Source organism: Actinomyces johnsonii, assembly GCF_006546835.1.
GTDB lineage: Bacteria > Actinomycetota > Actinomycetes > Actinomycetales > Actinomycetaceae > Actinomyces > Actinomyces johnsonii.
This window is the reverse complement of record NZ_VICB01000017.1, coordinates 1-15353: the sequence shown is the minus strand read 5'-3', so window position 1 is coordinate 15353 and position 15353 is coordinate 1. Positions and strand designations below refer to the sequence as shown.

Annotated in this window: 13 protein-coding genes; 7 read left to right on the top strand and 6 right to left on the bottom strand. The window is 70.6% G+C overall.

The window, feature by feature from the left end:
* Window positions 1-5: 5 nt before the first annotated feature.
* From glpK to FK256_RS10470, 3 genes are all read right to left on the bottom strand, one after another.
* Complete coding sequence (gene glpK, locus FK256_RS10480; RefSeq protein ID WP_141424726.1) at window positions 6-1571, bottom strand: glycerol kinase GlpK; 1566 nt, start codon at window positions 1569-1571, stop codon at window positions 6-8.
* A 64-nt stretch (window positions 1572-1635) separates the two neighbouring features.
* Window positions 1636-2376, bottom strand: coding sequence for an MIP/aquaporin family protein (locus tag FK256_RS10475; RefSeq protein ID WP_021606406.1), 741 nt, complete (start codon window positions 2374-2376; stop codon window positions 1636-1638).
* 173 nt (window positions 2377-2549) lie between these two features.
* Window positions 2550-4370, bottom strand: coding sequence for a glycerol-3-phosphate dehydrogenase/oxidase (locus FK256_RS10470; RefSeq protein WP_141424725.1), 1821 nt, complete (start codon window positions 4368-4370; stop codon window positions 2550-2552).
* Between the two features lie 406 nt (window positions 4371-4776).
* Here FK256_RS10470 and FK256_RS10465 point away from each other — a divergent pair, with 406 nt between their 5' ends.
* The 7 genes from FK256_RS10465 to FK256_RS14660 all read left to right on the top strand — a co-directional run bounded on the left by FK256_RS10465 (window position 4777) and on the right by FK256_RS14660 (window position 11788).
* Window positions 4777-5910: a sugar-binding transcriptional regulator gene (locus FK256_RS10465; RefSeq protein WP_141424724.1), complete on the top strand. Its 1134-nt coding sequence runs from the start codon at window positions 4777-4779 to the stop codon at window positions 5908-5910.
* Window positions 5911-6036: 126 nt separating this feature from the next.
* Complete coding sequence (locus FK256_RS10460; protein ID WP_049939517.1) at window positions 6037-6669, top strand: amino-acid N-acetyltransferase; 633 nt, start codon at window positions 6037-6039, stop codon at window positions 6667-6669.
* A gap of 108 nt (window positions 6670-6777) precedes the next feature.
* On the top strand, window positions 6778-7263 hold the full coding sequence (locus FK256_RS10455; protein ID WP_009233214.1) for a hypothetical protein: 486 nt from the start codon (window positions 6778-6780) through the stop codon (window positions 7261-7263).
* Window positions 7264-7384: 121 nt separating this feature from the next.
* Window positions 7385-8251 (top strand): hypothetical protein, encoded by an 867-nt coding sequence (locus tag FK256_RS10450; protein ID WP_141424723.1) that lies wholly within the window; start codon window positions 7385-7387, stop codon window positions 8249-8251.
* Window positions 8252-8657: 406 nt separating this feature from the next.
* Complete coding sequence (locus tag FK256_RS10445; RefSeq protein ID WP_141424722.1) at window positions 8658-9242, top strand: hypothetical protein; 585 nt, start codon at window positions 8658-8660, stop codon at window positions 9240-9242.
* Between the two features lie 164 nt (window positions 9243-9406).
* On the top strand, window positions 9407-10411 hold the full coding sequence (locus tag FK256_RS10440) for an HhH-GPD family protein (protein ID WP_141424751.1): 1005 nt from the start codon (window positions 9407-9409) through the stop codon (window positions 10409-10411).
* A gap of 105 nt (window positions 10412-10516) precedes the next feature.
* Window positions 10517-11788, top strand: a complete 1272-nt coding sequence (locus tag FK256_RS14660; protein WP_244936358.1) for a hypothetical protein — start codon at window positions 10517-10519, stop codon at window positions 11786-11788.
* A gap of 77 nt (window positions 11789-11865) precedes the next feature.
* Here FK256_RS14660 and disA read toward each other — a convergent pair whose 3' ends face one another.
* From disA to FK256_RS10420, 3 genes are all read right to left on the bottom strand, one after another.
* Entirely contained in the window at window positions 11866-12936 is a 1071-nt protein-coding gene (disA, locus tag FK256_RS10430) for a DNA integrity scanning diadenylate cyclase DisA (RefSeq protein ID WP_021607406.1), read from the bottom strand.
* Between the two features lie 307 nt (window positions 12937-13243).
* Window positions 13244-14668 carry a DNA repair protein RadA gene (gene radA / locus FK256_RS10425; RefSeq protein ID WP_141424721.1) on the bottom strand — a complete coding sequence of 475 codons (1425 nt, stop codon included), beginning with the start codon at window positions 14666-14668 and terminating at the stop codon, window positions 13244-13246.
* A 63-nt stretch (window positions 14669-14731) separates the two neighbouring features.
* Window positions 14732-15187, bottom strand: coding sequence for a hypothetical protein (locus tag FK256_RS10420; RefSeq protein ID WP_021605357.1), 456 nt, complete (start codon window positions 15185-15187; stop codon window positions 14732-14734).
* Window positions 15188-15353: the final 166 nt, after the last annotated feature.

The following is a 15353-nucleotide window of genomic DNA, read 5'->3' as shown; positions in this document are numbered from 1 at the left end:
GCCGGCTACTCGATGACGTCGTCGTCGACCCAGTCCAGGGTGCGCTGGACGGCCTTGTTCCAGTTGCGGAAGAGCCGCTCGCGCTCGGCCTCCTCCATGGCGGGCTCCCAGTGCTTGTCCTCTGCCCAGTTGTCGATGACGTCCTGGGTGCCCGACCAGAAGCCCACCGCGATGCCGGAGGCGTAGGCGGCCCCCAGCGCCGTGGTCTCGGCAACCTTCGGGCGCACGACCGGCACTCCCACCTGATCGGCCTGGAACTGCATGAGCAGTTCGTCGCGGGTCATGCCGCCGTCGACCTTGAGCTCGGTCAGGGCCGCGGCCGTGGAACCCGAGGCTGCGGCATCCCGGTTCATGGCCTCGAGGACCTCGCGGGTCTGGTAGGCGGTCGACTCCTCCACGGCCCGGGCGATGTGGGCCTTGTTGACGTAGCGGGTCAGGCCCACCAGGGCGCCACGGGCGTCGGGACGCCAGTGCGGGGCGAACAGGCCGGAGAAGGCCGGCACGAAATAGGCCCCGCCGTTGTCCTCGACACTGGCGGCCAGTGCCTCGATCTCCTTGGAGTCGGTGATGATCCCCAGGTTGTCGCGCAGCCACTGCACCAGGGAGCCCGCCACGGCGATCGAGCCCTCCAGGGCGTAGACGGCCGGCTCCTCCCCGATCTGGTAGCACACGGTGGTCAGCAGCCCGTTCTCGCTGCGCACCGGGGTGGTGCCGGTGTTCATGAGCATGAAGCAGCCCGTGCCGTAGGTGTTCTTGGCCTGACCCTTCTCGAAGCAGGCCTGGCCGAAGGTGGCCGCCTGCTGGTCACCGAGGATGCCGGTGATGGGGGTGTCCACCAGCAGGCCGTTCTTGCGGCCGTAGCCGAACATCCCCGAGGAGGGACGGATCTCGGGGAGCATGGACATGGGGATGCCCATGTCCGCGCAGATCTCCGGGTTCCAGTCCAGGGTGTCGATGTTCATGAGCATCGTGCGCGAGGCGTTGGTGACGTCGGTGGCGTGCACGCCGCCGTTGATCCCGCCGGTGAGGTTCCACAGCGTCCAGGTGTCCATGGTGCCCATGAGGAGGTCGCCGGCCTCTGCGCGCTCGCGGGCTCCCTCGACGTTCTCCAAAACCCAGGCGACCTTGGGGCCGGCGAAGTAGGTGGCCAGCCCCAGGCCCACGCGGTCCTTGTACTTGTCCGGGCCGGCGTCCCCGGCCAGACGGTCGCAGATCTTCTGGGTGCGGGTGTCCTGCCAGACGATGACGTTGTAGACGGGCTCGCCGGTGTTCTTGTCCCACACGACGGCGCTCTCGCGCTGGTTGGTGATGCCCACCGAGGCGATCTCGTGGCGGTTGATCTGCGCCTTGGCGAGTACCCCGCCGACGACGGCGCGGATGTTGTCCCAGATCTCGACTGCGTTGTGCTCGACCCAGCCGGCGCGCGGGAAGATCTGCTCGTGCTCCTTCTGATCGACGGCGACGATCTCCCCGTCGTGGTTGAACAGGATGGCGCGTGAGGAGGTCGTCCCCTGGTCGATGGCCAGGACGTACTTCTTCTCAGCGCTGTCTGCTGTGCTGTTGGGGCTCAAGGAATTGTCCTTTCACTGCGTTGTGAGGGGCGTGGTGGTCGGTGGTGTATAGAGGGGCCCGGGTTCAGAACAGGCCAGCGATGTGGGGGACGATGAGCCCTGCGGCGACGGCGCCGATGATCGGGCCGACGACCGGGACCCAGGAGTAGGCCCAGTCCGAGCCGCCCTTGCCCGGAATGGGCAGGAAGGCGTGGGCGATGCGCGGCCCCAGGTCGCGGGCCGGGTTGATGGCGTAGCCGGTGGGACCGCCCAGGCTCAGGCCGATGACGACGATGACCAGGGCCACGGCCAGCGGGCCAAGCCCGGAGGGCGTCTTGCCCGAGGCGATGATCCAGGCCAGCAGGACGAAAGTGCCCACGGCCTCGGTCACGACGTTCCAACCGTAGGAGCGCACCGCCGGGCCGGTGGCGAAGACGCCGAGCTTGGCGGCGGCGTCGGCCTTCTGGTCGAACTGCTTCTTGTAGGTCAGCCACACGGCGGTGGCGCCCAGGATGGCGCCCACCATCTGGGCGGCGAAGTAGACGATGATATTGGTTGCCGAGGCGGGGATCCCCTCGGCCAGGTCCCGTCCTGCCACCGCCAGGCCGATGGTGACGGCCGGATTGAGGTGAGCGCCGGTCTTGTAGGCGGCGTAGACGCCCACGAAGACCGCCAGGCCCCAGGCCATAGTGATGACGATCCAGCCTCCGTCCTTGGCCTTGGAGGTGGGCAGGGCGACACCTGCGACGACGCCGCAGCCCAGAAGGATGAGAAGGAAGGTCCCGAAGACCTCCGAGGCGAAGATCTGGGTCAGGCTCGCAGACATTGCGGCTCTCTTTCTGCACGACGTTGTGCGGGTTCGGACGTCACCGGCATGGTCCGGATTCTCGATGGGTAATGGAATTAACGTGCTGCCCGCCGCCGCCGGGAACGGCGGGCAGCACGGAAAGTCGTCTAGCCGAGCGGACCGGCACCCGGTGCCGCTCGGCCGGCAGGAGCCTAGATGGGCTCGGCGATGTGCGCCACCGCGGCGGCATCGGTCAGCTCGGACTCGGCCGCGGCGATCTGGGCCACGCGCTGGGCGTAGGCCTCCTTCTGGGCGGCGACGTCCTTCTTCGACCAGCCCAGCAGCGGCGCCATGATCCCCAGGATCTCGTCGGCGGCCGCCAGGCCCCGGTCTCTGCGTGACATGTCCAGGCGCACCCGGCGCAGCAGGACGTCGTCGAGGCTCTCGGCACCCTCGTGGGTGACGGCCCAGGCGACCTCGGCGCGCAGGTAGGTGGGGGCCTCCGCCAGGGGCTCGCCCAGGCGCTTCTCGGGATCGGCTGCGTCGGCGTCGTCGATGGAGGCCAGCAGCGCCGGGGTCTCGTCGCCGTAGCGGTCCAGCAGATGGGTAACCCGCTCCAGCGTCCAGCCGCGCTCGCCGGCGATCCGCCCGGCCCGCCTGGCCAGGGCGTGGTAGCCCGCAGCGCCCACCAGGGGCAGCTCCTGCGTGACGCAGGGGTGGGCGTGGGACAGGGCCTCGCCCAGGGCGTGGTCGACGGCGTCGGAGGCCATGACCCGGTAGGTGGTCAGCTTTCCGCCGGCGATGGCGGTCAGCCCCGGGGCGACCCTGGTGACCGTGTGCTCGCGGGAGACCTTCGTGGAGGCGGCCTCCGCGCCCGGTTTGAGCTTGGGCTGGAGCAGGGGACGCAGTCCCGCGTAGACGCCGATGATGTCCGCGCGCGTGATGGGGTGGGACAGGACGGAGTTGGCGTGCTCGAGGATGTAGTCGACGTCGGCGGCGGTGGCCACGGGTTTGGAGACGTCCAGGTCCCAGGGGGTGTCGGTGGTGCCGATGACCCAGTACTCGGGCCAGGGGATGATGAACAGGACGGACTTCTCGGTGCGCAGGAAGACCCCGGTCTCGGCGTCGATGGCCTCCTTGGGGACCACGATGTGAATGCCCTTGGAAGCCAGGACCTTCAGGCCCCCGGCGTCGGTGGCCAGGTCCTGGACCTCTTCGGTCCATACGCCGGCGGCGTTGATGGTGCGCTTGGCGCGGATCTCGTGGGCGGTACCGGTGGCCAGATCGGTGACGCGAGCGCCGTGGACGTGGCCGCGCTCGTCGGTGATGAAGCCGGTGACCTTGGTGCGGTTGGCGGCCAGCGCCCCCAGGCCGACGGCGGTGCGCACCAGGTCGATGACCAGGCGGGCGTCGTCGACGCGGGCGTCGAAGAAGCGGATGGAGCCGGCCAGGCCGCTGGTGTCCAGCGACGGGGCGAGGGCGGAGGTGCCTTTACGGCCCAGGTGGCGCTGGATCGGCACGGTCTTGCGGCCGCGGGCGCCGGCCAGGGCGAGGGCGTCGTACATGCCCACGCCGACGGCGGAGTAGGAGCGCTCGTAGTGGTGCTTGAGCGGCCACAGGAAGGGCTGGGCCTTGACCAGGTGCGGCGCGGTGGTGCTCAGCAGGCGGCCGCGCTCGGTGAGAGCCTCGTGTACGAGGGCGAAGTTGAGCTGGTAGAGGTAGCGCAGGCCGCCGTGGACGAGTTTGGAGGACCATGAGGAGGTTCCCGAGGCCCAGTCGCCCATCTCCACGATTCCGGTGCGCAGACCGCGGGCCGCGGCGTCCAGGGCGATGCCTGCGCCGGTGACGCCTCCGCCGACGACAAGGAGATCCAGGCCCTCGGATGACGACATCTCCTCCAGGGCGCGCTTGCGCTGCGCGGCGTTGAGAGCCGTGTCGTGCGTGGGCTCGGGGTAGGAGGGGCCCGTGGGCCCCGAGGAGCCGGAGCTGCGGGCGGAGGTCTTCTTCGAGGAGGGGGTGCGGGTGGAGGTCATGGCTCCTGGGCTCCTACGTGTCGTGAGATCGGCTGATTGAGGTCTGTGCGGGTCTGTGCTGTCTACGAGGGTCGGCGCGGCCCGCGGGCCCCGATCGGCGTTGACCGGGGCGGCGGGCGACGGGGTGGAGCGAGTGCCGGATGGCGGGATTCGGTGCCGGAGCCTGCTGAGTCCCGCTGCCGCACTCGCGGCGCCCCGTCGTGGCGCTTGTCACTACTCTCCTCATCTGTGGGAGAATGCGCAAGGTAGATGCACGAACGTGCACACAGGTTTGGGGGCTTCCACAAGATTGTCCGTTTACCTGCATGGACGTCCTTCGTTGTGGGGGGTATCTGATGTCGTATGGGGCGAAAATCATGTCCTGCCGCAGTGCGCAACGGCACCGCGATGGTGAGAGGAGGCGGACGTGACCGGTGAAGGCACCTCCGGAGCCGTGAACGCCGTCGACGCCTCTGGGAGCGCCGCCGACCCCGGAGGGCTTGTGCGCGCCTACGAGGCGGCCTCCATGTACTACGTCCAGGGCGAAACCATGGAGGTGATCGCCCATCACCTGCGGGTCTCGCGCTCCACCGTCTCCCGGCTCCTGGCACGGGCCCGTCGGGAGGGCGTCGTGCGGGTCACCCTCGTCCAGCCCGGCGGCGCCGGCTCCCTGGAGGGACGGATGGCGCGGGTGTTCGGGGTGCGCACGCACATCGTCCCGGTGCGCGAGGGCACCACGGAGATTCATCGCCTTCAGCAGGTCGCCTCCGTCGCCGCCGCGCACATGGTCGACCTCATCGAGACGCTGGCCGACCCCGGCGGATCGGGCCGTCGTGACGCCCCGGGGGAGGGCACAGACCGGGAGAGCAGAGTCCAGGGCGGGGGCGGTGGAGGCGTCGTCGTCGGCGTCGCCTGGGGCACCACCATGTCCGAGGTCAGCGCGGCCCTGCCCTCGCGTCCGATCCCGGGACTGACTGTCGTTCAGCTCAACGGCGCTTCGGACCCGATGCGCGAGGGGCCTAGCGCCGGCGAGGTGCTCTCGCACCTGCGCGCCTCGCTGGGGGCCCGCACGATCTCCTTCCCGGTGCCGGCCTTCTTCGACCACGTTGCCACACGCGAGGCCATGTGGTCGGAGCGCTCGGTCGAACGGGTCCTGGCGGTGACGCGCCGGGCGAGCATGGCCGTCTTCGGTGTCGGCGCCCTCGATGCCCTCAATGGGGCCCTGCCCTCGCAGGTCTACGAGGGCGGTCACCTCACCGCCCGGGACCAGGCCGTTCTGCGCCGTCAGGAGGTGGTGGGGGACGTGTGCACCGTGCTGCTGAGGGCCGACGGCTCCTGGCGTGATGTCGCCCTCAACGCCCGGGCCACCGGTCCGACTCCCGCCCAGCTCGCCCGTATTCCGCGTCGCCTGTGCGTGGCCGCCGGGACCGGCAAGGCCCGGGCCCTCCTGGCTGCGCTGCGGGCCCGCACCGCCACCGATCTCGTCGTCGACGACGCCACTGCCCGTGCCGTCCTGGAGCTCGCCGAGGCCCGAGGCCAGGCGGGAGGCGGTTCTCGATGAGCCGTGAACGTGGCAGGATGTTGGCCCGGATCGCGCTGCGGTCTGCTCACGGCCCCGACGTCGCCGGTGGAGCGCCGGCTCGCGGGTCGAGAGGCCAGAACTGAGCCCTACTGAATACGGACGACGATGAGCAGCACTGCTGTCATGACAGATGAACACCTGACCGCCGGCCGGGCGACGCGCCGGGTCGAGGTCTACGGGGTCGACGGCTCACGGCGGGTCCTGCGGCCGGCGCGCCCGGCGGATGTGCGCGCCATCGCAGAGCTGGTGCGTCCCTATGCCGAGCGCCGTGTCCTGGTCTCCAAGGACCTCATCTCCTACTTCGAGGACATTCAGGAGTTCATCGTCGCCGAGGAGATCCCCGGCGTCGTCGGGCATGGCGGAGGAGAAGACGGGGAGGCCTCGGCCGCGCCCAGGATCGTGGGCTGCGGGGCGTTGCACGTCATGTGGGACGACCTCGCCGAGGTGCGCACCCTGGCCGTCCACCCCGACGCCGTGGGGACCGGTCTCGGCTCGGCCATTCTGCGCGAGCTCATTGCGCAGGCCCGGGAGATGGGACTTAAACGGGTGTTCTGCCTGACCTTCGAGGAGCCCTTCTTCGGCTCCCACGGTTTCGAGCCGATCGAGGGCACCCCGGTGGGCGCGGACGTCTTCTCCGAGATGCTGTGCTCTCACGACGACGGCCTGGCCGCGTTCCTCGACCTGGCCCGGGTCAAACCCAACACCCTGGGCAACGCCCGCATGCTCCTGCAGTTGTGAGTCGGCCGGACCGAGCGGGCCGAGTGCGACTGGGGTGGGAGCGCCACGACGCTCCACGGCATCGGGTGTGATCCTTCCCGACAGCAACCGGCAACCATGGAGGAACCCATGATCCGCAACGTTCACGAACGCGTCATCAACGCCCCGCTCGAGCCCCTGGGCGTCCTGCTCGACGGGCTTGGGCAGAAGGGCGATCGCCTCTGGCCCTCGCGGAGCTGGCCGCCGATGGTCCTGGACCGGCCCCTGGCGCTGGGGGCCGATGGAGGGCATGACGGCATCTACTACTACGTGAGCGAGTACGAGCCTGGTCGGCGGGTGCGGTTCACCTTCCACCCGCGCACGGGGATCATCGGCGCCCACGAGCTGGGCCTGGACGCCCTGGACGATGAGCGCTCCCGCATTCGGCACGTCCTCATCGGGCGCACCAGCGGGGCCATGAGGGTCATGTTCCCGGCTGCGGTCGAGCCTTTGCACGATGCCGTCATCGAGGACCTCTTCGACAACGCCGAACGCGAGACCACGGGCACGGTTATCCGTCCCGCAACGTGGTCCCCGCGGGTCCGGGTGCTGCGCCGCCTCGCCCGCGGCAGGTAGCCGTCAAGGGCTGTTAAGGATGATGGGGAGTTCTACCTGGGGCTGCAGTGGGGCTGTCGCGGTAGCCTGACCAGGTCCCGCCAGGTCCCGTGTATCCGAAGAATCCTTGAGGAAAGTGCTCATGAGCCAGCCACCGGTCAACGGTCCCTACGGTCAGCCGTTCCAGCCCGTCCAACCTGGCCAGTACGGCGTCCCCACCCAACCCGGCCAGCACGGTCAACCCGGTCTTCAGGCCCAGCACGGCCAGCAGCCCGGTTCTCAGCCCCAGTACGGTCAGCCCGGCGCAGGTCATCCGGCCTATGGCGCTGCGGGCGCTCCGCAGCCGGCGGGGGCGGTCCCTCCGCCCGACTATCAGCCCTCCCAGCTCGGTCCGATCCCAGTCGAGCAGGACAAGATCGTGCTCAAACCCACGGCGACGACCGCCAGCCGCGTCCAGTTCCTCGTCGGTGGCGGCTTCGGGCTGGTGTGCCTGGCCGGAGCGGTCTGGAACCTGATCCATCTCGGTGATGAGGGCACGCTCACTGCGTTCGCCGTCCTGCTGCTCCTCGGGTTGTTCCTGCTGCTCGGCATTCTTGTCCTCATGTCGGTGCGCACGGTGCTCGACGCCACCGGCATTCACGTGGGGGCAGGTGGTAGGAGTCGTGACATCCCCTGGCCCCGGTCGCGTACGGGCCTGTTCGTCAAGGTCTCCGGTGCGCCGGCGGCCCTGAGTGCCGCTGCCGGCAAGCCCCAGATCCGTCATGCCGAGGCGCACGTCGTCGACAACGACGGCAAGGCCGTCCCCCTGACCGGTCTGACCTGGTCCGGTATCAGCGGCGAGGCGCTGGAGCGCAAGGGCGCCGCCGAGCTGGACCGCATCTGGGACTGGGCCGTGGCGCGCGGATACACCCAGGAGACGGGGGAGTACGTCGAGCTGAGCGGCGTTCTCGGCATCCAGCAGGGGCTCCGGGAGCGTCAGGAGCGTCGACAGGGGCTGAGCCGCCCCTGATTCGGGGCGGGGTGCGGACGTCGGGAATGTGCAGCCTCCTCCAGCGTTCCCGGTCCATGGGGAGGACTGGCCCTTCGGAGGCGGTGTGGCCACGGTCGGCGTGGAATATGCTCCTGGCATTCCCACTGCCCGCGATCTGGTGTCGGACCGCCTTGATGAAGAGGTTCCCATGACGCAGCCACCGACTGGCGCCCCCTACGGCCGGCCCGTTTCCTACGGTGGGGCCGCTCCTCAGGGGGCGCCTAGTCAGTACGGTCAGGCTGGCGGTGGTCGATCGAACGACGGCCGACCGAACTACCAGCAGCCAGCGGCACCTCCGGCATCCGTTCCCGTCGCTGTGTCCCGGGGAATCCCCGGGGTCCGAGCGACCACGCCGTCGGTGCATCCTCTCGGGGGAGCATCCGCCGTGCCGGCGACTGACAGGCTGGTCCGCCGTACCGCCGCGACCGGGTCCGGCTGGATCGTATTCGTTCTGTGCGGCGGCACCGGGCTGCTGCTCCTGACGTTCGGACTCAAGACGATTATTGGCGACCGGGACGATGCCGCCTTCGGCTTCGCCCTGCTCATCACCGGGCTGCTGCTCCTGGTGTTTGTTCCGGTGATGATGTCCATGCGGACTGAGTTCGACGCCACCGGCATCCACACGCGAGTCCTCGGCTTCCGGCGCGACATCCCCTGGCCCCGATCCCGTAGCGACCTATTCGTCAAGCGCCCCAGCGCACCCCCGCTGCTGGTGATTTTCCTGGGACTCGTCCTCATAGTCTTGGCCTTCCTCGCCGGGGATGCCGGGGACGCTGCAGGCGTGAGCATGAGCGCCAAGGCCTATGTCAGGGTCCCTCGGGGACGAGCCGTCTGGTTGCCGGGACTGACTCGTCGAGGCCTGCTGAGGTCCACGATGGAGCGCCGGGGAAATGCCGAACTGGACCGCATCTGGGCCTGGGCCGTGGCCCGCGGTTACACCCAGGAGACGGGCGCGCCCATGCGATCGTAGGTTAAGCCTCGGGCTCGTAGGGTAAAGGGCACGACCTGGAAACCTACGGTACGACCGCGAGGAATGCGAGGACTCTGACAGCCCGGAGCGATGGGGCGAGCAGCCTTGGTTAAGCCGTTGCCGCTACGGTGTGCACCGTGCCTGCCCGCCCCGCCTCTCATGACATGATCGCCGCTGCGGCGTCGGCATCGCCGGCATCCTCGGCGCCGCCCGTGCATATCGCGCCCGCAGCCGCGCTGGTGCCTGCCGATCCGGATGAGCCCTCGGCGCAGGCCGTCATCGCCTGGTACGACGCCCATGCCCGCGACCTGCCGTGGCGCCGCCCCGGAACCACGCCGTGGGAGGTCCTCGTCTCGGAGGTCATGAGCCAGCAGACCCCGGTGGCCCGCGTCATCCCCGCCTGGCAGGAGTGGATGCGGCGCTGGCCCGGACCCGTCGAACTCGCCCAGGCGCCCACCGCCGAGGTACTGCGGGTCTGGGGACGCCTCGGCTACCCGCGCCGGGCCCTGCGCCTCATCGAGTGCGCCCGTAGCATCGTCGAGCGACACGACTCCGTCCTGCCCGACGACCCGGATGCCCTCCTGGCCCTGCCTGGGGTGGGGGAGTACACGGCTGGCGCCGTTCTCGCCTTCGCGCACGGCCGCCGCGCCCTCGCGCTGGATACGAATGTCAGGCGGGTCCTGGCGCGCGCCGTCGGCGGCCAGGCCCTGCCCGCCCCCGGCCTCAACCGGGCCGAGCGCGAGCGGGCGCTGCACCTGCTGCCCGACGACGACGCCACCGCCGCTCACTGGTCGGTGGCCGTCATGGAGCTCGGCGCCCTGGTGTGCACCGCTCGCGACCCGGACTGCGACGCCTGCCCGTGGCGCAACAGCTGCGCCTGGCTGGCGGCCGGCCGCCCCGCTGACGTCCACGCGGGCCGACGCCGCACCCAGGCCTGGCACGGCACCGACCGCCAGGCCCGTGGCCTGGTCATGGCCCGCCTGCGGGAGGCGGCCGACGGACGGGCCGTGGAGACCGGGGAGCTGATGGCCTGCGCCGCCCAGGCGGGCTCGCGCACCGCCAACGGCCTCGTCTCCGACCCCGACCAGCCCGCGCGTGTGCTGGCCTCCCTCCTGGCCGACGGGCTCATCGCCTCCGACGACGACGGCGCCACCTACCGGCTCCCGTAGCCGCGGACCGGGAGCGTGCGGGCGCGGGCGGAGAAGTATGTATCCGCGCACCGCCCGGGCGGGGCGTCCACGGCCTCGAAGCACCCCGCCGGTAGAGTCTTGGCCATGGCCAAAGGACGCGGACGCAGTAGTGGGGAAAGCGCAGGGCGACGGGGCTCGACTCGTCGCGGTGCGGGCTCCTCCGCGGGCCGTTCGTCCTCGGGGGCCCAGTCGCGGCCCCATCGGCAGGCAGCTGGTGGAAGCGGATCCGGTGCCGGATCGGCCAGGTCCCCACAGGGCAAGAATCGAGGCGGCCGTCCCCCCGGCACCAAACAGACCGGCCACCCCCTGCACTCGGGGCAGGCGGGCCGGTCGGCCTCCGGTGGGCGCTCGGGAAAACCGGCCCGGGGCGGCAAGGGCCGAGGGGCGCAGAAAGGGCGAGCAGGCGGGGAGCCGCAGCGCACCCAGAGCCCCCGGGAATCCTCAGCAGCCCGTTCGCGGCAGGCCGCCCCGGGGACCGCTCGATCCGCCCGGACGAGCTCGACCCAGGCAGGACGCTCCGGTCGTCGTCATGGTTGGGGCAAGGGCGCGCAGTGGGCCCGCATCGGCGGCGGGCGACTCTCGGGCGCCCCCGACTCGGTTCCACAGGGGCCCCAACAGCCCCGCAGCGGCCGACTGCGCAAGCCAATCCCTCCCCAGCCCCGCTACGGTCTGCGCCGCACGCTGGTGCTGGGCGGCCTGCTGCTGTTCCTCCTGCTGTTCGTGGTGGCCATCATCGTCGGCTACTTCTGGGTGCGCGGCACCATCCGCAGCCAGGAGGAGGAGCGCGCCGCCGCCAAGGTTCACACCGTCTACCCCACGCCGGTGGCCTGTGATCCCGCTGCCCTGTCGAATACGGTGCACGGCCCGGAGTCGGTCGGTGTGGGCGCAGGGGCAACCTTCACCATCTCCTTGGTCAATAACGGCTCGGCGCCCTGCCTCCTCGACGCCGGCAGCCAGGCCGTGGGAGTGCGGGTCTCCTCGGGCTCCCAGCAGGTGTGGGATTCCATCGCCTGCCCGGTGGGACAGGCCGAGCGCCCTCTCCTCCTGCCCCCCGGGCAGGCCGCGGACGTCAGCGTGACGTGGAACGGGAACGCGGCGACCTCCGATTGCGCAGCCGCCACTGCGGCACCCGCCTCGCCGGCTGGCACCTCGGCGTCCTCCACGCCGAGCAACGACGCGAGCGCGCAGGCCACGGGCCAGGAGACGCCTTCGGCCGATCCGAGTGCGACCGACGGCTCCTCTGCCGGTCAGGCGCAGACCGCTCCCGGGAACGCGGCCGGGGCCGGGACCTACCGATTCCGCTTCGTCATGGGGGGCAAGGACCTGACCGAGGACCGGGTCTTCGTCGTCGGCTGAGGCGCTCGGCCCAGGGCGGCCGACGCGGTTCCAGGGCGGTTAGGGCCGGTCGGCGACGTCGAAGCGGCGGGGCTGATTCAGGAGTAGCGCTCGACGACGGAGATCTCCGCCAGTCGCGACAGCCCGTCGCGCAGTGTCCGGGCCCGCTGGGCACCGACGCCCTCGACGGCCTCGAGCTCCTCGATAGTGGCGCCCAGGACCCCCTGCAGGGACCCCCACTGCTCCACGACGGCGCGGGCCGTGACCACCGGCAGGCGCGGAATCTTGGACAGGATCCGCAGGCCTCGCGGGGAGACCTGGGCGTCCAGGTCCTGACCGTCGATGCCGCCCAGGCCCATGGAGCGCGCCACCATCGCCAGGTCCAGGAGGGCGGGGGAGCCCACCCACTTCAGGCGCGCGTCCACGGTGGCGGTGTCCAGGCCCTCGGGCAGGTAGTCCTCCAGGAGGAAGCCATGCTCGGCGAGCAGGCCCCGGGTGAGCTCCTCGACCTGGAGCGCCAGGAGGCGCCCGTCGGTGCCGAGCTCCAGGACATAGGAGTCGATGTCGGCGGAGATACGGCGGACCATCTCCATGAGCTGGAGCACCGCAGTGACGTCGCGGACGGTGACGAGGTCCTCGATCTCCAGGGAGTCCAGGCCGGCGGAGGTCTGGTCGAGGCGCGCCTTGTAGCGCTCGAGGGCGGACAGGGCCTGGTTGGCGCTGGCCAGGATCGACTCGCTGGGCTCCAGAACGTGGCGCTTGCCGTCCACGTACAGGGAGATGATCCGCATCGATTGGCTCACGGAGATGACCGGATAGCCGGTCTGACGGGCCACGCGCTCGGCGGTGCGGTGGCGCATGCCCGTCTCCGAGGTCTGGATCGAGGCATTGGGCAGGAGCTGGACGTTGGCGCGCCGGATCCGGGCCGTGTCCATGTCGACGACGACGCCGCCGTCCATCTTGGCCAGCTCACGCAGCCGGGCCGCGGACAGCTCGACGTCCAGGTGGAAGCCGCCGGAGGAGATGGCCTCGACCACCGGGTCGAAGCCCAGCACGATGATCGCCCCGGTACGACCGCGCAGAATCCGTTCCAGGCCGTCACGAAGGACGGTGCCGGGAGCGACGAGCGCAAGCGTCTCGCGCAGCTGGCCAGCGGCCTCGATCATCATCTCTCCTGATCTCGCGGTGTCCTGGGAGGGGCTCGCACGGTGGTCGCTCACCGGGGCGGGCGAGCGACCCAGACCGTCTGGCTTCGCGCCATCTGGTTGAGTGCGCACTCACCGGTGCTCACGGCCCCATGGTATCGGCAGGCGGGCCGCCCCTCGGAGAGGGCCTTCCCACACTGGACCACTTGGTCTGTTGGCCACCCGTGGCCGCACCGTCGAGCGCATCGTTCACTGCTGCGCCGACGGCGTCGGCAGCACCGGCAACATCGGCAGCACTGTCCTCTTGTCCGGTTGGACCTTCTTGACGGCCTCAGCCGCGGGGCAGTGCCGCACCCATCGCCTCGCCCACGTGCGCGACCGGCAGGACCTGCATCCCGGCGACCTCGCGCAGCTCGGCCGAGCCCGCCAGTGGCACGATCGCCCGGTCGAAGCCGAGCCGGGAGGCCTCCGCCAGGCGCCGCTGTACACCGACGGTGGCGCGCACCTCGCCGGTCAATCCGACCTCGCCGAAGGCCACGAGCCCCGCGGGCGTGGGCAGGTTGCGCGCAGCCGAGACCACGGAGATGGCCACGGCCAGGTCGGTGGCCGGCTCGACGGCGCGCGCCCCGCCCACGGTGGAGACGTAGACGTCCGCGCTGGAGGTGTCCACCCGCAACCGGGCGCTGAGAACCGCCAGCGCCATGGCTGTGCGCGAGTGGTCCACCCCGGAGGTGGTGCGCCGAGGTGAGCCGGCGTTCGTGGAGGCCACGAGCGCCTGGATCTCCACCGGCATGGGGCGGCGCCCCTCCAAGGTGACGGTGGCGCAGGTGCCCGGTACCTCGGAGCGGGCGGCGGATAGGAACAGCCCCGAGGGGTCCGCCAACCCCACGATGCCCCGCTCTCCCAGGTCGAAGCAGCCGACCTCATCGGTGGGGCCGTAACGGTTCTTGACGGCCCGCAGCAGGCGCAGGCGGGCGTGGCGGTCGCCCTCGAACTGGGTGACGACGTCGACCAGGTGCTCCAACACCCGGGGCCCGGCGATCCCGCCGTCCTTGGTTACGTGCCCCACCAGCAGGACCGGGATACCGCGCTCCTTGGCCACCGCGATGAGTGCGCCGGCCACTGCTCGGACCTGGGTGACGCCCCCGGCACTGCCCTCGACCTGCGCCGAGGCGATGGTCTGGACCGAGTCCACCACCAGCAGGGAGGGACCTGCCGCCTCCACGTGCCCCAGCAGGGCTCCGAGCTCGGTCTCCGCGGCCAGGAGCAGCCCGGGGGCCAGGGCATCGATGCGCTCGGCCCGCAGCCGCACCTGGGAGGCGGACTCCTCACCGGTGACGTAGAGGACCGGGCCGTCCCCGCGCTCGCGCGCCACCGCGGAGGCCTTCGCGGCGACGTCGAGCAGCAGCGTGGACTTCCCGACGCCGGGTTCGCCGGCCAGCAGCACGACGGCGCCCGGCACGATCCCGCCTCCCAGGACCCGGTCCAGCTCGCCCACCCCGGTGGGGCGCGCCCGGGCCTCGGTGGCACTGACCTCCCCGATGGGGCGGGCGGCCACTGCCGGGCGCACGGCACTAGTCGCCGCCAGCGCGCTGCCGCCGACGGCCCCACCCGAGGTGCCGGCGGACTGGACCTCCTCCAGGGTCCCCCACTCGCGGCACTCCCGGCACTGGCCCATCCACTTGGGGCTGGACCAGCCGCACTCGGTGCAGTGGTAGGAGACCTTGGGAGCCTTGGAACTCTTCGATGTGGGCACGACGGGAGCGTATCGGGCCCCACCGACATCTATTCGGGCATCTGCTCGGGCGCCCTGCGGGCCTCAGTAGCCGACCGGGCCGGTCTGCCCCAGCTGCCCTCCCTGGTCATAGGGCTGCTGGTTCTGGGGAGCCTGACCGGTGGGGACCTGTCCGTACTGCGGCTGCTGGGGCTGGCCGTAGCCTTGCTGTGCAGGGGTCGCACTCGGATAGGGCTGGTACTGCGGGGCCATGTAACCGGGCACCAGGTGGGGAGACTTCTTGGCCAGGGCCGCGTCGGCGAACCTGCCGACCGCCAGAGCGCCGACAACGGGAAGAATGAAGACCAGGTAGGGGATGCGCACCCTCCCCTCGGCGTTCGTGATGATCCCGATGAAGATCGCGATATCGATGACGACGCCGATCACGACCATGATGGTCATGATGAGGTAGTAGTAGCGCGTGCGCAGGGGCTGGTCCTCACCGGAGTCGTTGCTGTCAGGGGTCTGGGGGGCACTCTGGGCGGGTTGCTGTGCGCTCATGAGAGACGACCTTTTCTGTGTTCGGGGAATGGTGTCGCAGTGCGCTCGGCGGCGCGACTGGACCCAGCGTGCCCAAAATCTTCCGGCACGTCACCTGCCCAGTATGGGGAGTAGTATCCCCGTGACATATATTTCTCACACATTGAGCCGGTCGTTCTTCAGGTAG

Bases quoted from the DNA above. Each gene is read 5' to 3' on its own strand.
- FK256_RS10420 (WP_021605357.1), bottom strand. From the start codon at position 15,187: ATGAGCGCACAGCAACCCGCCCAGAGTGCCCCCCAGACCCCTGACAGC.
- disA (WP_021607406.1), bottom strand. From the start codon at position 12,936: ATGATGATCGAGGCCGCTGGCCAGCTGCGCGAGACGCTTGCGCTCGTC.
- FK256_RS14660 (WP_244936358.1), top strand. From the start codon at position 10,517: ATGGCCAAAGGACGCGGACGCAGTAGTGGGGAAAGCGCAGGGCGACGG.
- FK256_RS10470 (WP_141424725.1), bottom strand. From the start codon at position 4,370: ATGACCTCCACCCGCACCCCCTCCTCGAAGAAGACCTCCGCCCGCAGC.
- FK256_RS10440 (WP_141424751.1), top strand. From the start codon at position 9,407: ATGATCGCCGCTGCGGCGTCGGCATCGCCGGCATCCTCGGCGCCGCCC.
- FK256_RS10450 (WP_141424723.1), top strand. From the start codon at position 7,385: ATGAGCCAGCCACCGGTCAACGGTCCCTACGGTCAGCCGTTCCAGCCC.
- FK256_RS10460 (WP_049939517.1), top strand. From the start codon at position 6,037: ATGAGCAGCACTGCTGTCATGACAGATGAACACCTGACCGCCGGCCGG.
- FK256_RS10475 (WP_021606406.1), bottom strand. From the start codon at position 2,376: ATGTCTGCGAGCCTGACCCAGATCTTCGCCTCGGAGGTCTTCGGGACC.
- FK256_RS10455 (WP_009233214.1), top strand. From the start codon at position 6,778: ATGATCCGCAACGTTCACGAACGCGTCATCAACGCCCCGCTCGAGCCC.